Below are 19,501 nucleotides of genomic sequence, written 5' to 3'. Positions count from 1 at the left end.
AATTGTGCGGCATTGGAGATGGGGATGGTTGTAGGCAAATGGTGATGGGTTGTAAGACACCCCGCCACCGGCGGTGGCGGGCTTGATCGAGAAAATGATGGGGTTGTATAAAAAAACTACGAGCGGCTTGCTCGCAGTTTGGGGTATTGAGGTCAGTTTTTTTGAGGAGAGGGGGATTAGTTGGATTGGTCGTCGGGGTCTTTGGTATTGATAAAGCTGAAATATTCTTCGTGGGCGGTGGTGATGTTGTCTGCGAATTTTTGGTATGCCTGGGGGTACTGGGATTGGAGGATGTTTTGTTGGGAGCCCGGGAAGGTGACGGCAGTGGTGATGTCGGAGGGATCGTTGGGGTTGCCGTTGGTGATATTGCCGTTTGAATTGAAGGGGCAGCCGAGGTTGTCGGTTTTGTCACGGCCGAGTGTGTAGATGATGTAGCCGTGGTCGTCGTGAATGTATTGGTATTCGGGGGCGGCGATTTTACCGCGGCCTGATTTGCCGAGAGTCATGTCGACGGGTACAGCGGCAAGATAGTCGGGGACGAGTTCATGAAGATCGTTAGGGAGGGCTTCGTGAAGTGAGGAAACTTCGTCTCTATTAGCAAGATAGAAACGTTCGATGGCGAGAGCGATCTGGAGGGTGACTGCTTTGTGGTGTACTTTTTCGAAAGATTGGTCGGCTGCACCGAGGGCGGGGAAGATGTAACGGGTGTGCATGGTGGTGAGACGGTTGAGATCAACGATCTGATCATCAAGGCTGGATATATCGGGGATTGGTTTTTGGAATTCGTCGTAGACTTTGTTGTGCAGTTTGATGGCGGCGAGGGTATCGGTTTTGAGGAGGCCGAGATGATGTTGAAGAAAAACGACGGGGTATGGGATGGGGTCGCCGGCAAAATCCATGGTAAATTTGGGGTTTTTGTAGATGTTATCGAGGTAGTGCAGGAGTGCGGCACGTTCGCCGAGCATTGAATGGAGGAATGAGTCTTTGACGTTGATGGGTTCGGCGAGGGCGGCGAGTTGCTGGAGTTGTGAGTCGTTGTAGATGTGATGGTTTAGGCCGAGCTCGATCTGTTCGTAGAGGAGTGAACGGATGGAGATGTTGACGAGGTAGGTAATGAGGATAGGTTCGTTGTTGAGCGAATCGGCGAAGTGTTTGAGGGAAGTGAGGGCGCGAAGTGAATCTTGGGAGCGGTTCTGGTGAACGGCGAGCCAATTGTAGATTTTGAGTGTGCGGGCTGCGCGGCGAAGATTGCCGAGATGGGGAAGGAGGACGGCGATGCCATCGTTGTAGTTTTTCGTCCAGACGGCGGTCTGGTATGGGGGGAGGTTGAGGAGTGGGTCGAGGACGGGTTGCTGGGCTTTGAGGTAGTTTTCGGTTGCGCTAATGAGGATGTCTGGTGGGGTTTGGTTGATTGAAGTCCATTCATCGAGTTCGTATGGGGTCATGCCGGGAAAAAGGGTGGCGGCGAGCTGGGCGGGGGTTGCGGTTTCGGGGTCTTTGGGGTTGTTGTCGGCTGTGTATTTGTCGTCGGACTTGGCTAAGACGCTGATATGGAAGTTGAGATAGTCGGCGAGGTTGGGTTCGTCGATGACTTCATATTTTTCGGTGAGGTCTTGGGCGGTGATGAGGTTGTGGCCTTGCCGATCGCGGACGGCTTGGATTTCGGAGTCGATGCGGTAGTCGAGGTAGGCGTGCCAGAGGAGGTAGATGGGGAAGAGGATGAAAATGATGAGGAAGGGGAGGTAGAGGAAGAAGGCTTTTAGGCAGAAGCGGCGGAGTTTAAATGGGCAATATTGCGACGTTGCATCAGATTGGTTGGTTGACATAGCAGATCTCCGGAAATTGGGTGTCTGTAATACAGACGTGACCAAATGCGAGATGTTGCAAGATGGGGCGGGGAAGATGTGCTAGTGGCTAGTGCGAGTGCTAGAAACGCTTGGGATCGGAAGTGCGTGAGAGCGCGGTTTGGATGTTGAGAGGGATTGGCTTTGATGGGGGGGGGAAGAATCTGTGACTCGTTGAGTTGCAGGTGATTACGCTGCATGTCGGGGCGAGATTGGAAGTTTGACTTTACGAACAGGGGGGGATTATGAGATGGGGGCGCGTTTGATGGTGCGTTTGATGCGATCGACGAGTTCTTTGGGGGTGGTGGATGAGGCTTCGGAGGGGAGGAGGATGGGGGCGTTTTCGTCGATTTGGCGCTGCATACGCTGGGCGGCGGTGATGACGGTTGAATGGGTTTTGCGTCCCATGGCGGTGGCGATCTCGGGGTATGACATAGAGGTCATGTTGCGGGTGAGGTAGATGGCGATGGATCGTGCGAGGACGATGTGTTTGTTGCGTGATGTGCCGAGGATCTTGGCTTGCTCGATTTGGAGTTCGGAGGAGACGGTGTCGACGATGTCGTTGAAGCGGACGGGCTTTGCGCGACGGCCGGTCTTTTCTTCGGCTTCGAAGAGGCGATTGATGAGGGTGTGGCCGACGGGCTCGAGGAGGCCGCCTGAGCGGGAGCCGCCGAGTGAGGCGAAGGCGTGGAGCTTGGTGAGGAGTCCTTCGATCTCGCGGACAGAGCCATCGGCACGAAGTGCGAGCTCGCGAGCAGCGGAGGGTTGAAGGATCATTTGCCGACGATCGGCGAGAGCGCGGACGATGCGGATGCGTGTTTCTTCGTCAGGTTCGTGGATCTGAACGACCATGCCGCGAACACAACGGGAGACGAGCGCTTCGGTGAATTGCTTAATGAGTTTGGGGTGTGAGTCGGAGGCGAGCACGACGTTTGAGCCGGAAAGCTCGATGTGGTCGAAGCAGTGGAGGAATTCTTGTTGAGTAGAGGATTTGTTGGCGATGAAGTGGATGTCGTCAACGGCGAGAAGATCCATCTGACGCATGCGGCGACGGAACTGGTCGAGTTTGTTGGTGCGAACAGCGGTGATGTATTCGTTGGTGAATTGCTCGCCGGTGCAGTAGTGGACTCTGGCTTGTGGGTTGCGTGTGCGATAACGATTGCATATGCCTTGGAGGAGGTGTGTTTTGCCGAGGCCACATCCGCCGTGGATGAAGAGAGGCGTTCCGGCGATGGTGGCATCGTCTTCGGCAACGCGTGTGGCGGCGGAGTATGCGAGTTCGTTGGCTGGGCCGACGACAAAGGTGTCGAGAGCGTGGCGGAGCTTGCGTGAGTAAGCAGGGGCTGAGGAGGTGGGGCGAGGCATGACGACGGTGTTGGGAGCGAGCGTGGCGGGGCCTGCGGCGTTTGTGGGATGTGCAGTGTGTGTGGTTGGGGTTTGGAATTGTGGTGATGGTGGTGTTGCGGGAGCGTTGAAATCTGGGTTTTGAGTTTGCTGAGCGTCTTGTTGTTGATTTGATGCGGGTTGGTTGAAGCATTCGGGGTCGACGCAGACGTTGAGTTCGACGTCGGAGCCGATTTCTGAGGAGGCGGCTTGGTGAAGGTCTTGTTCGAAGTTGCGGCCGATCCAATCGGCGACGAAGCGATTGGGTACGTTGACGGTAAGACGGCGGTCAGCGGGCTCGTAGTTGAAACGAGCGGAGTGATCGAACCACATGGCGAACTTGCGCTGGCCGAGTGATTCGGCGAGGCGTTCGGCGATGCGCGTAGTGATCGCGTAGGATGTGGAGATGGTGGAAGGCACCGATCACCCTTTGCAGCTAGGTAACGGGTCACAGGCATGAGGTGACCGTATGTTACAAGGTGAACAGACACGGAAGCGCGGCTGTCAATGAAATCAAGTTATTAGGTGTGGCTCCATCCAACGACCGCCTGATCGAGAGTGCCTAAGGTGATGCGACTTGTAAAGAGAGGTCGCGTGTTTGGACCGTTACGCCGAGAAGGGCGTGCATCACCAAACTGGAAGGCACGAGAGCGTGTTGCGGCGTTATGCTAAGCAGAGGAAGTCGATGGGTGGAGGAACCAAAAGAAAGGATGGTTACTTAACTCACCGACGGATTTCCAACGCGAAGCAGAACGGGAAGCAAGTCGCTCTGCAGCGGAGTAGTCGTCCTGACTACCGAAGAAGAATTTACGTGGGCGCTAGTCTCACATCAACCGAAAGAGAACTTTAGTTTGGTCTTGATTTTTTCATCACAGTGTTTGATAGGGGTTTAGAAGAAAAAAGTTTTTTTATCCACGGTGTTATGCACAAGAAAGTCGCGTGTGGAAATGGGGATAAAAAAGTGAACAACTTTCATTTTTAATCTGTTTTTTCAGTATAAATCAGCGCATTCTTCGCGCCAGTCTGAATAAATCCTAATGACTTATATAGTTTGACCGCTGGGACGTTGTTGTTGTCGACTGCGGTAATGAGTTTACGTTGCGCTTCGTAAGAGGCGAGCTGCATGCCAAAGGACAGGAATTGTTTCGCTAAGCCTTTATTGCGATGCGATGGGGCGATGCCGAGGTAGACAAGTTCGGCGGTCTGGTTCTTACCGAGTTTGGAGATGAGCATCACGGCGATGGGGGATTGGTCTTGGGTGAAGACGTGCCAGAGGTTGGGGTCGAAGTCTCCGGTGGCTTTATGGCCGGCGATAACGTTTTGTATCGAACGTTTGCCGAGGAGGCCGGGACAGTCGAGGGTGTCGATGTAAGAGTCTTGAATGGCGCGTTCAAAGAGGGGGTGGGACTGGTCGGAATAGGTGTGGGTCTGAATGTTTTGCTGGGTGAACTGGGAGGTGGATGGGGGCGATGCGTAGCCGAGACGTATTTGCATGTAGTTGAGTAGGGCGAGGTGGGAGAAGCCTGCGGCGAGAAGCGCGGTTTGCTGATGAGTTTGATTGAGTTCAATGAGCGACTGGTAGAGGGTGTTAGCGGAGGCGCGAGGCTGAGCGGCGAGCATGGCTTGTGTGAGAGCCTGGAGGATGGGGGTTTGGTCAGCGGAAGCGGTGGGGGAGAGGAAGATCATGCCAGCGCCGCCGGGGGTGGGGATCATGAGCAATGCGGAGAGGATGGCATTTTGCGGGTCTTTGGCGATCCAGAGATTTTTTAGCGAGTAGTTGGCGGCAGTTGCGTAGGCGATCATCTGATCGACGCGGGGATCTTCGGGGAGCGGCTCGCCAAGGATAAGGGTAGCGATGGCGGCACGCGACTCATGCGACTGTGCGCGGGCGCATGAGAATGAGGGCTGGTCGTTAGTTGTTGATTTAGTTGAATTTACGGAGGTCATTTGGGTTGGAATCGCGGATATGGGGTGATGGAAGGATTGGTCGGATTTTGCTGAAACCTTGAGGTAAAACCATCTTAAATGTGATTCTGATGATTTGCGAGTGCTTTTTGCCCAGGAAGGGTGTTGTGAGGGGATGAGAGGGGGTATGGGGGGAGGGATTTGGATGGGATTTAAGTTGTTATATGGTAAGATGATGCTGAAAGAGGAGGGGGAAAAAGGGGGGATAAGTTGGGTGATGGAAAATGGGTGGGTGAAGTTGGGATTAAACGATTGACCGTAGGGATGGTGGTCGTACAATGGGGACATATTGATCCGAACGAGGAAGTGCTGTCGTTGTGCGTAGTCGCAGCGGAGAGGCTGTGTTTGGGTCAATGTGACTAGGTAAAGAATTTGGCCTTGGTATACGTACCGAAGCTTCAGCATCATAAGTTCGAGGTAATGATGAAGAGAACTTTTGGACTCGTAACGGTGCTGGCCGCGACACTTTGTTTGCTATCTAGCGACTTTGTGGGCAGCGTCCAGGCATATCCGCAGCCACAGATTGTAAGCCGGTCATGGCAGCTTGATTTTGATTTCCAGACACCGAAGCCGATTGCGGTTGAGGATGCGTTTGGCAATGTTAAGTGGTACTGGTACATGCTGTACTCAGTTGAGAACAACAGCGCGAAGAAGCGATTTTTGTCACCAGAGGTGACGGTTGCGACTGACAGCGGGAAGATCATTACGGCAGGCCGGAATGTACCTTCTAATGTGTTCAATGCTGTGCAGGCGGCGGAAGGCAATCCATATTTGATTGATCCGTTGCTGGTCGTGGATGAACTGCTTGTTGGTTCTGACTACTCGAAGGAAACCGTGGCGATCTGGCCTGCGTTTGATCACGATGTTGATGAGATGCGTGTCTTTGTGGCGGGCTTGTCGGGCGAATCGGCCTATGCTGAGAATGCATTGACGAAGGAAAGAGTCTTACTTCGCCGTGTGAAGATGTTGACGTTCTCGACACCGGGCAATCTGGTTGGGAATATCAAGAATCAACCTGTGGTTCTGCAGGCTGATGCGGAAGTTATGCGATAAGCATTACTATAAAATGAAATTGAAAAACGCTGCTCTAAAAGGCAGCGTTTTTTGTTGGTTGGGTTGGTTAGTGTCGTTGGTTGCAGGCGATTGAGGTTGGTTGCGAAACACCCTGCCACCGGCGGTGGCAGGCTTGAACGTGGGGTGATTGAAAGCAATATACTAATCGATGATTAGAGATTGATGATGTAGTCGTGGATGTCGGCGGCGAGCTGCTTGTAGATGGGTTTGGCGTCTTCGTCAGGGATAGGAAGAATGAGCGAGATGACGTAGTTGGCGGTGTTGTCGGAGACAATCATGCAATCGCCGGACCAATAGGAGAACCAGCCGGTCTTGTGATAGGTCATGGCAGAGGCGGGGAGGCCGAGGGCGAGTTTGGATTTATCGAGTTGGCGGCCGAGAAGGGTCATGAGCTGCTTTGAAACCCAGGGCGATTCGAATTGATTGGTGGCAACGCGGTAAAGGAAGTCTGAGGTATGGAGGGCACAGGTCATGGTCGAGGGGACATCGGCATAGCCTTCGTCTTCTTTTGAGCGCGAAAGGTATTTACGTGTCACTTCGGAGCCTGCGTAGTTGTATTTGGCGAGGATCTTGTTGATCGCAGGCCGTGTTGCGAGGTCGATGCAACAATTAGCGGCGGTATTGTCGGATCGCGTGATCATGAGATCCAGAAGGTAATTGATTGTGACAAGATCACCGGCGGCGAGAAGCGGGCGAGGATCTGTTGGGATTTCTTTCGAGCGATCAACGTCATTGGGAGACTCAACGGTTACTTGTTGATAGAGATCATATTTGCCTTGATCGATGAGAGAGAGGAGCGCACCTGCGACGTACATTTTGTAGATGCTGCAGGGGTAGATAAAGTTGTCAGCGTTCACGCCTGCAAAAGTGGGCGTACTGGCGGTGGGTGATGGGTTAAGGTTAATGACGGCGAGTGAGATTTCTTCTGTGCCGTCTTCGCCAACATCGTAGGAGTGGAGTAGGTCGAGCTCGCTGCAACGTTTTTCGAGGTATTCAGTGAACTTGTAGTCAACAGTGAGGTCGGCGGGCAATTTCATTTCGAGATTTCCTTTGGCCATCGTCTTGCTCCTCGGTGGGCTTAGAGGTGGCATGGGGTCGTGGTATCGGAATGCTTGGTAAACAGCGCATCAGGTTGAGTGATGTGCGCAGTAACGAACCCATGAGTATTTATTATATAGAGATGATGAGTGGAGCGTGAGAAAGAAGGGAGTGGGGTGGGGGGAAGTGAGGGGGGATCAGTTCCAGAGCAGGATGGTGCGATGAGAGGTGTTATTGTCTATGGCAAAATTGTGGATATGGATATTGCTGGCGTATTGAGAGAGCGGGTTTAGATCCAGACTGGATGGTGTGAGGAGTGCGATTTGGGATGAGCATGAGGCGGCGTGCTGAAGGAGCGGGGTGAGGGGTGGGTCGAAATCATGGAGATGTAATGCTTGATTGGAGGAGGTTTTCGAAGCGGGAGGGAATGGGGGATCAAGAATGATTGCGTCGAAGTCGCGAGGCTTGGCATCGCGCATGATTTGACGAGGATCGGCTTCCAGGAAAGTGATTTGATGATCAATGTTGTAGATGGATGCGTTGTGCTTGGCGATATGGACGTGATGATGATCGGTGGTGGCGGTGAGCACTTGCTTACCGGCAATGGCGCAGGCGATGGCGGTGATGCCGAGGTTGGGATGGGCGATGAAGATACGATTGCCACGGAGCTGCGCGGCGAGTCGGTGGGCGGCGATTTCGGGCTTAGCGCAAGATAGTCCGGAGCGGTCAATGATGATGCCTTGGTCGAAACGTTCAAAGAGTTGGTGTCGACGGATCCACTGGTGTTGAAGTTTATCGCCGAAGGGGCAGCCGTTCATGTTGGGCTTGCCGATGATGTAGTGGTGTCCCTCAAGCATAGTGCTGAGCCGATAACTATAAATACGCCGATTGGATCATTGATCACGTTGACCCGTTAGTTGATGACGCGGTATAAGAAAATCCTGCGATAAAGGATCCCTCGGTTGTATCGGACGAAGGTCGATTTAACGTGAAAAATAGGACTTTTGGGATGATAAGAAGGGCGACTTAGATCGTATCGGCGATGAGGATGCGAGGGAGAGCTTCGTGATCGGGGAGGACGCGGGTATTCGCATAGCGGTTCGTGCCATCAGCTAACTGTTGAATAGATCGATTGTGTGCAGCAGCGATTTCAAGGACGATCTGGCCGGGGGTGTAGAGGAGATCACGGCCTTGAGTGATGAGGGGTGTGAGGAAATCGAGGCCGTCTGGGCCACCTCGCAGTGCGATCTCGGGTTCGTACTCTTTGACGTTGCGATCGAGAACATCCCACTCATTATCTGGGATGTACGGTGGGTTAGAGCATAGGTAGTGGAAGCGTTCACCTTGCAACGGTTCGAGGAGGTTGCCAAGGCGAAAATCGATGCGGTCTGCGACATCATGTTTTTCAGCATTACGTTTGGCAACTTCGAGCGCAGGAGCGGAAATATCAGTGGCGATGACGCGAGCGTCCTTGATGTGTTTAGCGAGACAGATGGCGATGATGCCGGAACCGGTGCAGATGTCGGCGATAAGTGGCGTTGTGAAGCCGGGAGTGACGCGGGCGTGCTGAATGACGTGTTCGACAAGGGTTTCGGTGGATGGGCGAGGGATGAGTGTGTCGCGTGTCACATCGAACATCATGGAGAAGAAAGGGGCATGTCCGACGAGATAGTCAACAGGTTCATGCTCTGAAGCGCGCTCGACCAACGTGCGTAAGGTTGCACGTTCCAGCTCAGAAGCGGGGCGATCAGGATCCATGTAGAGACGGAGGCGTTCACAGCCAATCACATAGGCGAGGAGCATCTCTGCAGAGAGGCGAGGATGATCGATGCTTTTCTTCTCGAAGTGCTGGGTCGTCCAGCGAAGCAGGGCTGAGGTTGTCCATGTGCTTACGGTGTTCATACGAGGGATATGATACCCGCAAAGGGAGGCTCGCTCATCAATGTATGAAAAGTCTATTGAGTTCGTGGAAGAAGTCGCTGAAAAATGGATCGCTATAAAAAAGGGGGGGGGGAGATGGTGAGTTATCGTACAGGTGAGGGGCAAAATAGAAGGGGGATGGGAGCCTCGTCCGATGAGGTGTGGGGTTGATTCATTTCGCTGCTTAGGAGTGGGGGTTATCGGGAGTTTAGACAGATGAATCGAGAAGTATTTACGTTTGGTGTCGTGGTGATGTTGTTGATCGTACTGGCTTTACTGGGAACATCAACAAATGCGTGTACGGAGTTTTTAGTAAGCTCGGTGGATGGGGGGCATGTAGTGGGGCGGTCGATGGAGTTTGGGATTGATTTGGAGAGTGAGTTGGTGATTCAATCACGGGGTGATGTGTTTGAGATGCCGCGAGTTGAGGGGAAAGTGGGGATGAGCTGGAAAAATGAGTTTGGATATGCGTATCTGAATGGGCGGGAGAGTGAGGTGGTCGCAGATGGGATGAATGAGCGGGGGCTATCGGTGGGTTGTTTGTATTTGCCGGGGTATGCGAAGTATCAAGAGGCTCGTGGTGGTGATGCGAAACGCTCAATCCCTAATGATCTGTTAGGGCATTGGTTATTGGGAAATTTTTCGGATGTCGACGAGATTAAGGAGGCAATATCAGATGTCGTGGTGTATGGACGGGTTGTGGATTGGGTTGGGTCTATTCTGCCGTTGCATTATTCGGTTTATGATCGGCGAGGGAAAGGGATTGTGATTGAGTATACAGACGGGCAGTTGCAGGTGTTTGAGAATCGTGTTGGGGTGTTGACGAATTCGCCGCCGTTTGATTGGCAATTAGAGAATCTTCAGAATTTCTTGGGGTTAAAGGCTTGGAATCCTGAGCCAGAACGAATGGGGGATATGGTTGTAAAACCCGCGGGGCAGGGATTTGGGCTGCTGGGTTTGCCTGGAGATTATTCGCCACCATCACGATTTGCCCGCATCTTAGTGTTAAGAGAGGCTGCTGTGGATGTGGCAAACACCGAGAGCGGGGTTGGGCTAGCTGTGCATCTATTGAACACCGTGGACATTGCGAAGGGAATGGTCCGGCCTGCGAAAGAGGATCGACAGGACGATTTTGATTACACGCAATGGATTGTGATCAAGGCATTAAATGAGAAGCGTCTGTATTACAGGACCTATTCATCGATTAGCTTGTATATGGTTGATTTAAGCAAAGTGGATTTTAAGGAGGGATTGAAACGCAGAGTGCTCAAACTGAGCAAGGAGCCGGTGGTGATTGATCAGACGTGGCGAATGCTCAAGGATGCTGGGGAGTGAATACTAGACCGGAGAGGGTGGTGGGATTACCATTAGCATATGCATGTTGCACTGCTGACGAATACGGCGTGGATTGATGAAGAACTCGCGATCTTGAAACACTTGATCGTGGGTTTGATTGATGAGCGTGTGCGCGTGACGCAGGTCGTGCCAGAGACGATTCAGGAAACGGACTTTGCACCGTTTGTGAATCATGTCCGATGGAAAGAAGTGCGAATGAAATCGCGATTGATCTCGCGCTACATGAATCGCCATCGGTTAGGACTGAAGGCGATGGAGATGAAATCGCTGGGGCTTGATTTAGTGCATGCGTTAGATGGGCGGATGTGGCATGGCGGGGTGCATATTGCGCGGAAGTTGGATTTACCTGTGGTTTTGAGTGCGTCATCATTTTTCGACTTGGAAACAGCGCGATCGATACGGGGACGACTGGATTCTGAGCGGACAGTGATTACGGCGGCGACACAACCATTGGCGGCGGCGATTGAACGAGCGGTACATAATAAGGTGCCAGTACAGTTGGTCCCGACTGGGATTTACCGGGCATCACGTTATGTGCATGATGAAGCTGTGGGAACATCATTGTCAGCGATCATTTCTGGTAATGGGCGATTGGATGGTCATTATCAGGCATTATTACAGGGGATGAGTGAGGTGGTGAAGATCCATCCGAACATTCAATTTTTCTTTGATGGGCAAGGAGTAGACCAACATAATATTTGGCAAATGGCGGAGCGATTGAATCTGTTGCCAAACATTTCGATTATTCCGAGGCAGGTTGGGCATCGGGAGATTTTGCTTCGAGCTGATGTATTGATTCATCCTCAACCTTTGGGCAGAGCAAGGTCGATCACACTGCAGGCTATGGCGAGGAAGATACCGATTTTGGCGCATGAGGATGCGTGGTTGGATTATTTGTTGCCGGATAAGACGGCGTGGGTGGTGTCGGGCGATTCGATTTCTTCGCGAACATGGCGAAATTTGTTGTTACGTGTCATGGAACAACCGGATGCAACGCTGGAGCTTGGGGAATCTGCAAGAAATTGGGTCACGACAAATCGATTGGCATCACAGCAGATTACGAGACTGTCTGCGATATACAAGATGCTGGCGCCGCAGACACAGAACATTCGTTTTCCATCGTCGAAGTGATGCGGCTTTGTTTCGGTGAGCTGGGTTGTCTACAATTGAGCGATGGATATAGCGAAAACAATCGAAGAAGTTCGTAAGATGCGTTACTCAACGCCGGGTAAGATTGCGCTTGTACCGACGATGGGCGCGCTGCATGAAGGGCATCTTTCTCTGGTGGAAGAGGGGTATAAACATGCGGATCATGTGATTGTGTATATATTCGTGAATCCAACCCAGTTTGCTCCACATGAAGATTTTGATGCTTATCCTCGATCGATTGATGATGATTTAGCGAAACTGAAGAAGGTTGGTGTAAAACATATTTTTTTGCCAAACATAGATGAGATTTATCCGGCTGATGGGATACCGTGTGAGGTTGATGTCGCAAATTTAAATGGGATTCTAGAGGGAGAATTTCGGCCGCATTTTTTTGGTGGGGTATGTCGCGTGCTGACTAAGATGTTTAATATCGTACAGCCTCATTTTGCGGTGATGGGACAAAAAGATTATCAGCAGTTACAGATTGTCACGGCAATGGTCGAGGATATGTGCATGCCCATGCGCGTGATCGCTGCACCGACAAAACGAGAAGATGATGGGTTGGCGATGTCATCGAGGAATGTTTATCTGAATGACAAGGAACGTCGGCAATCGACTGGGATTTTCAAGGCATTACAACAGGCTAAACACATGATTGAGGTGGGGGGAGAGACAGATCCTGAGGTGGTCGAATCAGCTATGAATGATATTATTTCTACGCATCATTTTGACTCGATTGACTATGCAACGATTAGACACCCACGTACTTTGCAACCGATTGATTGTATTGAACCTAAACTCAGCGGCGGTGTTGTCGGTCTTATTGCTGCTCACATGGGCAAAACACGGCTAATCGATAATATGATCTTTGGATCTAATCAATAGCAACAAACTACTACCCATTCAATCACAGCCAAGTCGGTCATCGTTGATGAAAATTGATTGATTCGCGCGATAGGTGTGTGTTAAGATGAGCGGGTGATCCTTCCTTTAACCACCGGGGTATTGGATGAAATACAGAATACTGAAAAGCATCGTCGCGATGGCTGCCGTTGCGTTGAGCCTATTTTTGAATGCACAAGTTTTAGGGAACACGGCGCAAGAAAAGCGAGCCCTAAAGCGCGCAACTGAGCGGTTTATTGGTCGTAAGATACAGAAGGAAAAACAACCGTTCTTGCTGGGCAACAAGTGTATTCATCTTCTAAAAAGTGAGATGAAGTTGTACAACGGCTCAACGTTTGAGTCGCATGAACTGTTGTTAGATAACACGTCTGTATTATCTCTCAATCAATCCATTGCTCAAGTCGAAGATTGCAAGGATGGGCCGGAGATACTTAGCAAGCGAGCATCGCTTATATCATGCGGTGGGAAAATACAATTAACAAACAATTCAGAACTTCATACATTGCAGTTGGATTTAACAACAGAACGTGATTCTTTCAGCAGTACTTTGGTACCAACGCTAGATATATCGGATAGCAAGGTTAACATCGATTTGCTGCGCGGCGATTTTTCTAATGTACTCATAGATCAAAATTCTGAGATAATGACCGACAATGTTCAGTTTTCAGGTGGGATCAGAGCGTATGCGGTAGAGCAGCCAACGATTGTACTGGGAAAGCAATCTGAGTGGATAAATACAGGGAATTTCATTCTTGGTGAAAAAACTGCAGACAGTAACTACATCCCGCCTATGATGAAAATAGTTAATGGGGGAACACTGCAAACCAAACGATTCTCCACAATTGAAAACAATGATAAGTACCCAGTTATCATAATTGATCATGGTACGTTTAGTGTGGATGAACTTATTACATCACGTGATACATTTCGTTTTAAAAATGGGGAATTACATGTTAGAAAAACGCTGGTTTCTGAAGATGGTTTAGATTTTTCGAATGGCCGATTTAACCTGCGATCTGAATCTTTTTTTATGCATCTTGGTGAGATTAAGAATGCTCATCGCGTTCAGGTAAAGCTTGGCAAGAATTCAATTGTGATCCATTCCAGAGCATTTAAACCTAGACAGTTTGCATCATTTAATAACCTTGGGATCAATCACCAGTTGGGCGGCGCGTTAACGATCACAAAAGATCGTGTGATGAAATCACATGGGGTGCTGACTGATCCCATGAAAATATATGGCTCATTCACCGCGGAAGATGATTTGCTGTTTCGTGTCAACAATCGCATTTCTGTTGGGCGAGGCGGCAAATTGATTGCTCCACGGTATGAACATCGAAATCCACTTGAGATCATTGGTGGGGAAGCAACACTTGGATCGCTTCATACGACGGATCTAAAAATCACACAGGACGGCATTCTTAACTGCAATAAAATTACGCTGGTAACCAGCGAATCATTGGGTGTAAATCAAGGTATGATTCGAATGCGTGATGGTGAGATCAGGAGTTTGGAGAGCTTACAAGAGCTTATTTTTCGTGGCGTTCATTTCTACTTGTCTGGCGGCGTTCGATCACACAATGGTATGAAGTTTTTGCCGGGAAGCCGATTGACAGTTGATTTTGAGATGATGAAAGAAGCACACAAATATTACGCAGAACCAATTCTTCGTGTGGATTCTGATTTCAGTTTTGATGGCAGCTTGAAAATTGAGGGAACTTTACCCGCAGAAAAGCCGATTGTTCTGGTAGAAGCACATCGGATAGACACGAATAAGATTAAGTACAATAACCGAAAGTATAAGCTAGAAAAACAGCCACACAATGGGATGATACGGTTGTATTTGACGTACCGGGTCAAGACTCGGATACGTAACCGAACAGGCAGTTTCGAGAATTGATAATAATGCTATTGCTGATCTGCTTGTCTTGGTGATTTGTCGGCTGGATTAAAGAAGCGGCCATCGACTGTTGGATCATAATTTTGCGTGACATGTTCGGCGTTACCAAAGACTTGCTGTGTTTGAAGGCGGCCATCAATACGACCATTCACAATCGCTGCGTTAATGCGAACAAGCGGTTGAGGAATGGTAACAGGATCAACAATCGGATTGCTGTAATGAACGCGCGCAGGTTCGAGTGAAGTGCGATCCGCATTTACAACCGGGTTGAGCAATCTAACATCCAAGTTATAGACCATCCCTGCAGAACCAATGTCGGCAAAGAGACCATCGCGGAAAGGCTGTTTGTTTTTACGTGTATGCCAACGAGGATCCGGACCGACGAGTGAGACGTATTCGGGCCGCTGAACGAGTGCAGTTACACCCGGTGCGCGAAACTGATATTCGGTCGGTACGTGAAGGCTTGTGCGGAAATCTACAGTTGGAAGCCCGCGTGTGAGGAGTTGGCCGTTGTCGTCACGTGTGTACATCGTGATGTTGTTGTTAAACAATGCGTTGCCGTGGTTGAGTCGGCGTTGACTTGCCGAGTTGGAGCTGAGATCGCTCACGGTTTGATCGACTGGCCGCCAACCGCCTTGCACGACGTTCTCAGGGACGTAGCCGCGGCGGTCATTGCCCACAGTATTGTCGTTGAGCGCGGCTTGGCCATGAAGGAGTTGCCCGGCGATTAGGGCCGTGAAACAAAATGCAAGGCCGCCCGCGAAGTGTCTGACGTTAACTGGTTGTCCCCATTTCATGCTCATGTTGCCCATTTTATCGGTTATTTGATCCCAGCCAAACAGTTTTGAATGGTTAAGCAGTGATAATTGACTGCCTGGAAGATGATAATGGTCATATGAACTTGATACGCAAGGGGCGTTTGTCATGTTCACCTAGCCCAAAATCTCTTTGAGTAGCGTGACATGCGTTTCAAAATGCGAGCGGCCTTTGCTGGTGAGTCTAATATAAGTACGTGGTTTTTTACCGACGAAAGTTTTTTTTTGTTTCAGATAGTTAGCATCTTCCAGCTTAGTAAGATGCGAACCGAGATTACCATCCGTCATCTTCAATTCATCTCGCAGGTAAACAAAATCGACGTCTGCGTCAATGGGCATGGCATTGAGCATCGCCATGATCTTCAGGCGAGCGGGCTGGTGAATGATTTTATTTAAATCGGGCATCGTTATTTCCACCTAAGCTTGATGTATAGACCACACAGGAAAAGTGGGCCACCACAGAAAACAGATAGCCATAACATCAAGACCCGAAACTCTCCAAGCCAACCCCATTTCGCGAATAGGTAACCGGAGACCGCAAAAGCAGAAACAACCCAGCCAGTCACGACGAGTGATTTAGCATTCAACCACAAGCCTATGATGACATACATAAACATGATCAAGATAACGATTATGGTGCCAAGTTGTGCACCAGTGAATGAGTTCATCACCATAAAACCGCCGAAGGTGAAAAAACTTAGCGTCATCCAAGCCAAACCAATACGTTTACCGAGTTGATTAAGTTCTTGGCTGACAACCTCTCGTTTGATGTAGTCTCGCCAAAACATGAGACCGGTAGCGATGAAGCCGATTGCATTTCCATACAACCAGATTGAACCACTGATACTGAGGTTCCAATATGGGACGCCAAAACAAACCATCCAGATCACACCCCAGAGCATAATAACCCAACCGGCTGGCCCCATGCCTATGCGCATTTTGGCCTGCTCAGTCACACGGTTGATTTGCTCAAGAGCACGCCTTGCTTCGTCAGCTGGAACATCCATATATTTGCCTTTCCCAATTAATAGGTCATTTTGACTCTGCATTACAGAGTACTTTGTTATTATCGATAATTCAAGTCTTTCTCATTAAAAAAAATGGGAATTGACACTCAAATACCGAAAACAGACGGTTTCGAAAATCAAACGACAGGTTCATAAAAAAACGCCGCACGAAGCGACGTTGTGTGATTCGATTTTTTTCATAGGCAGAACGGAGCCAATTATGTGATCATCTGCAGGACCTACAAACACATCACTAAGCTGCCGATGCGTGCTATCACTGTTTTGTTCGCAACGATCTACCGATCAACCTGGCAGGTATTTATACATAACACTCTATACATTCAGTTCGTCACGATAAGCGAAGAGCGCGGGGCCGCCGCCGGTATGCCAGAAAACGACTTTGTCATCTGCGGTCAACTCGCCTGACCGTACCATGTCGAGCAAACCTGCCATGGCGCGACCTGTGTAAACAGGACATACAAAAAGCCCTTCGGTTTTGGCTAATAATGAAATCGCCTCGCGTTCAGCATCCGTGACGACACCGTAACCAACGCCGAGATAATTCTGATTCACAATAAAATCGTCAGCAGTGAATGTATCTTCTGAGCCAATACGCTTCGCAGTCTTCAGAGCGATCTCTGCCATCTGCTCTTCGAAGGTCGGGCCCTCACCGCTACCTTTCGAAACATTCACTCCGATGATCTTGCCTTCATAACCACATAGTTTTGCGCCAACAACCAGACCAACTTGCGTGCCACCACTGCCTGTAGGAAAGACAATATGTGTTGGGCGTTCGCCAAAAACGCCAAGCTTACCCATCATTTCCTGCATCGCAACGACGTAGCCAACGCTACCGATTTCATTGCTACCGCCCACGGGGATGAGGTATGGATTCTCACCAGCTTCTTCGAGCTGCTTATTGAGTGACTCCATCAGGGCTGGTCGCTCCTCACGGGTACACCAATGGACTTTCGCACCAAGCAACTCATCTAACAGCAGATTACCGTTCGATTTTTCTGGCTTTTGGCCGACAAGCACGAGGTGACAATCAAGGCCCACTTTGACTGCTGCTGCAGCTGTTTGCCTGCAGTGATTCGATTGAGCAGCACCGGCAGTGATCACACATCTAGCACCCTGAGCAACCGCATCAGCGATGAGGAATTCGAGTTTCCGCGTTTTGTTACCACCAAACGCAAGACCGGTCTGATCATCTCGCTTCACCCACAATTCGGGGACAGGCCTTTCAAGCTCAGCACTGAGCGCCGCTTCAAGCTTATCCATGCGCTCAATCGCGGTGGGTAGGTCAGCAAATCGAGTGCGAGGTAATTGATCCAATTCAGGGGCGGTCTTGGTATTCATGCCGAACATTCTACCGGCAACGACCCCAATAAAAAACACACGACGACCCATCGTGTGTTCATTTTTACCTCTTTTGCTGCAAATTATTGATATGCGCTGGCAAGGCGATCTTTCCAATCGCTGTGATAGCCTTCAGGCTCGTTTGCATCATGCCAGTGGCAATCCGGCTGAGCAATTTCACTTAATGTCATTGATTCAACATGCCCATCGAACATACCCCAGTTAGCGCCTTTGCCGCCGTGCCAATATGCAAAATAGCCACCACCATCATCATCAGATGCGCTCGGCGAAGTACCGCGACCATCCACAGAGTTATAACGCAAGTCAGGCCAATATGACCGTGTTTCAAGCACCAGGACGACCTCTGAATTCCGCCTCACATTTTCAGCGAGCAGTTTGCCCATTGGCTCACGCTCATTCTTATACTCCCAGACCAACTCACCATTAAGTGCATAGTTAGCATTGGGGTCACTGATGCAGTTGGAGTTGCTGATGGTTTTGCCCTCTTCAGTCAGCGCCTCAGAGGGTGAGGCGGGGCATAGCCATGCATCAGTTTCGGGCAAATAGCCCTTTCTCGCCATGAATGCGCGCCAAGTCACATGGACACCGGTTTTCAGTTCAATCCGGTTCGCGGGCACCCGGCCTTTATGGTCATTCGTAAAGATCGTATTGGCGATCAAAATCTGTCTAATATTGTTGCTACAGACAGAGCCAAGCGCAGCATTTCGGGCAGCCCCGAGTGCTGGCAGCAGCAGACCGATCAAGATTGAAATAATGCTGATCACGACCAGTAATTCGATAAGTGTGAACGCATGACGGGTACGTCTATCCATAAGCATCTCGATTCCTAAGCTGATTGTTCAAGTCGTTCCCACACGCAATCAGATCCAGCAATCCATCTCTAATATATCAATCGTATGTGTTGGCATCTGACCAATAAAAAAACGTCTGCCATTGAGACAGACGTTTAATTAATATCTATTATTGCATCGGATCGTTAATTATTCTGCAAAATCCACATCGTTGGACTCGTTATGCTCACCTTCGACGTCTTCGTTTGCCTTCTCCAATGACTCAATCTCACCACTACCCGTCAAGACTTCCTGGCTGGAGTCAATCTCATACTTACGCATGAGTTCCTCTTCGCCGCTCGCTGAACGGAGCGAGACAACCATTTGTATCGGTGTGCCCGGCAGGGCGACGACATCGCTTTCCTCAGCGTGAGTCATCATGTACAAGCCCGTGAGGTCATCCTCATCACCCTTGATCAGCTTCCAGCTCATCTGAGTTGGAATAACTGAATGCGAATTCGCTTTGTTACTGACCTGCTCGTCGGTATTGAAATCCATCACCAAACGGTAGCCAGACGGGACGTCATAGCTCCAAATCGGCTCGCCACTCGGCTTTTTCACGACCGTGATCGTTTTCAGACTCGTCGGCGTACTTTCATACACATGACGATCAAGCGACGAACAGCCCACAAAGAAAACGACCATCATCAAAAGTGACAGCAACGAAGTCAGTTTCATCCTCGATATCTCCACATTCAAATCCTTTAGATTCCTAAACTTCTGTCATGTGACCTGCTCACAAGATACGTTCAAACCACCCTATGAGCCAGTCCCGATGTCAAACTGCGCAAAGTTTTTTTAAGCAGCTAACCGGATCCTCATCCACCATCAATACGACAGACAAGCCAATCTGTTCGATCCAGCACTCTAATTATCGGCTCCCACCACTTGCTGCTCAACCGTAACAACCCAACAAAACGAATATTATCCGCATTTC

General features: G+C 50.0%; 17 protein-coding genes. 5 read left to right on the top strand and 12 right to left on the bottom strand.

Going from position 1 to position 19,501, the window contains the following annotated elements:
• Window positions 1-176: 176 nt before the first annotated feature.
• From KS4_RS00930 to KS4_RS00920, 3 genes are all read right to left on the bottom strand, one after another.
• Window positions 177-1,826 carry a hypothetical protein gene (locus KS4_RS00930; protein WP_145073290.1) on the bottom strand — a complete coding sequence of 550 codons (1,650 nt, stop codon included), beginning with the start codon at window positions 1,824-1,826 and terminating at the stop codon, window positions 177-179.
• Between the two features lie 261 nt (window positions 1,827-2,087).
• Entirely contained in the window at window positions 2,088-3,647 is a 1,560-nt protein-coding gene (gene dnaA, locus KS4_RS00925; RefSeq protein ID WP_145073287.1) for a chromosomal replication initiator protein DnaA, read from the bottom strand.
• 558 nt (window positions 3,648-4,205) lie between these two features.
• Window positions 4,206-5,174: a GNAT family N-acetyltransferase gene (locus KS4_RS00920; protein ID WP_200761437.1), complete on the bottom strand. Its 969-nt coding sequence runs from the start codon at window positions 5,172-5,174 to the stop codon at window positions 4,206-4,208.
• Window positions 5,175-5,615: 441 nt separating this feature from the next.
• On the opposite strand from KS4_RS00920, the gene KS4_RS00915 reads away from it, so the two are divergent.
• Window positions 5,616-6,245, top strand: coding sequence for a hypothetical protein (locus tag KS4_RS00915; protein WP_145073281.1), 630 nt, complete (start codon window positions 5,616-5,618; stop codon window positions 6,243-6,245).
• Window positions 6,246-6,418: 173 nt separating this feature from the next.
• Here the strand turns inward: KS4_RS00915 and KS4_RS00910 are convergent, their stop codons facing one another.
• The 3 genes from KS4_RS00910 to prmC all read right to left on the bottom strand — a co-directional run bounded on the left by KS4_RS00910 (window position 6,419) and on the right by prmC (window position 9,206).
• Window positions 6,419-7,324, bottom strand: coding sequence for a serine hydrolase (locus tag KS4_RS00910; RefSeq protein WP_200761436.1), 906 nt, complete (start codon window positions 7,322-7,324; stop codon window positions 6,419-6,421).
• A 177-nt stretch (window positions 7,325-7,501) separates the two neighbouring features.
• Window positions 7,502-8,161 carry a hypothetical protein gene (locus KS4_RS00905; protein WP_145073275.1) on the bottom strand — a complete coding sequence of 220 codons (660 nt, stop codon included), beginning with the start codon at window positions 8,159-8,161 and terminating at the stop codon, window positions 7,502-7,504.
• A 169-nt stretch (window positions 8,162-8,330) separates the two neighbouring features.
• Window positions 8,331-9,206 (bottom strand): peptide chain release factor N(5)-glutamine methyltransferase, encoded by an 876-nt coding sequence (prmC, locus tag KS4_RS00900; RefSeq protein ID WP_145073272.1) that lies wholly within the window; start codon window positions 9,204-9,206, stop codon window positions 8,331-8,333.
• A gap of 234 nt (window positions 9,207-9,440) precedes the next feature.
• Here prmC and KS4_RS00895 point away from each other — a divergent pair, with 234 nt between their 5' ends.
• From KS4_RS00895 to KS4_RS00880, 4 genes are all read left to right on the top strand, one after another.
• Window positions 9,441-10,559, top strand: coding sequence for a linear amide C-N hydrolase (locus KS4_RS00895; RefSeq protein WP_145073269.1), 1,119 nt, complete (start codon window positions 9,441-9,443; stop codon window positions 10,557-10,559).
• Window positions 10,560-10,598: 39 nt separating this feature from the next.
• A complete protein-coding gene (locus KS4_RS00890; protein WP_145073266.1) occupies window positions 10,599-11,711 on the top strand; it encodes a glycosyltransferase family protein in 1,113 nt (370 codons plus the stop codon).
• A gap of 42 nt (window positions 11,712-11,753) precedes the next feature.
• A complete protein-coding gene (gene panC / locus KS4_RS00885; RefSeq protein ID WP_145073263.1) occupies window positions 11,754-12,614 on the top strand; it encodes a pantoate--beta-alanine ligase in 861 nt (286 codons plus the stop codon).
• A 124-nt stretch (window positions 12,615-12,738) separates the two neighbouring features.
• Entirely contained in the window at window positions 12,739-14,532 is a 1,794-nt protein-coding gene (locus KS4_RS00880; protein ID WP_145073260.1) for a hypothetical protein, read from the top strand.
• 8 nt (window positions 14,533-14,540) lie between these two features.
• Here KS4_RS00880 and KS4_RS00875 read toward each other — a convergent pair whose 3' ends face one another.
• The 6 genes from KS4_RS00875 to KS4_RS00850 all read right to left on the bottom strand — a co-directional run bounded on the left by KS4_RS00875 (window position 14,541) and on the right by KS4_RS00850 (window position 19,242).
• Entirely contained in the window at window positions 14,541-15,335 is a 795-nt protein-coding gene (locus KS4_RS00875; protein WP_145073258.1) for a hypothetical protein, read from the bottom strand.
• 129 nt (window positions 15,336-15,464) lie between these two features.
• A complete protein-coding gene (locus tag KS4_RS00870) occupies window positions 15,465-15,752 on the bottom strand; it encodes a winged helix-turn-helix domain-containing protein (protein ID WP_145073255.1) in 288 nt (95 codons plus the stop codon).
• 2 nt (window positions 15,753-15,754) lie between these two features.
• Window positions 15,755-16,354 carry a hypothetical protein gene (locus KS4_RS00865; protein ID WP_145073252.1) on the bottom strand — a complete coding sequence of 200 codons (600 nt, stop codon included), beginning with the start codon at window positions 16,352-16,354 and terminating at the stop codon, window positions 15,755-15,757.
• Window positions 16,355-16,687: 333 nt separating this feature from the next.
• Window positions 16,688-17,713, bottom strand: a complete 1,026-nt coding sequence (locus KS4_RS00860; RefSeq protein ID WP_200761435.1) for a D-cysteine desulfhydrase family protein — start codon at window positions 17,711-17,713, stop codon at window positions 16,688-16,690.
• A gap of 83 nt (window positions 17,714-17,796) precedes the next feature.
• Complete coding sequence (locus KS4_RS00855) at window positions 17,797-18,546, bottom strand: prepilin-type N-terminal cleavage/methylation domain-containing protein (protein WP_145073246.1); 750 nt, start codon at window positions 18,544-18,546, stop codon at window positions 17,797-17,799.
• A 168-nt stretch (window positions 18,547-18,714) separates the two neighbouring features.
• Window positions 18,715-19,242 carry a hypothetical protein gene (locus tag KS4_RS00850; RefSeq protein ID WP_145073243.1) on the bottom strand — a complete coding sequence of 176 codons (528 nt, stop codon included), beginning with the start codon at window positions 19,240-19,242 and terminating at the stop codon, window positions 18,715-18,717.
• Window positions 19,243-19,501 lie beyond the last annotated feature (259 nt).

The sequence above is a fragment of the Poriferisphaera corsica genome, assembly GCF_007747445.1.
Classification (GTDB): Bacteria; Planctomycetota; Phycisphaerae; order Phycisphaerales; family Phycisphaeraceae; genus Poriferisphaera; species Poriferisphaera corsica.
This window is presented reverse-complemented; position numbering and strand designations above follow the sequence as displayed.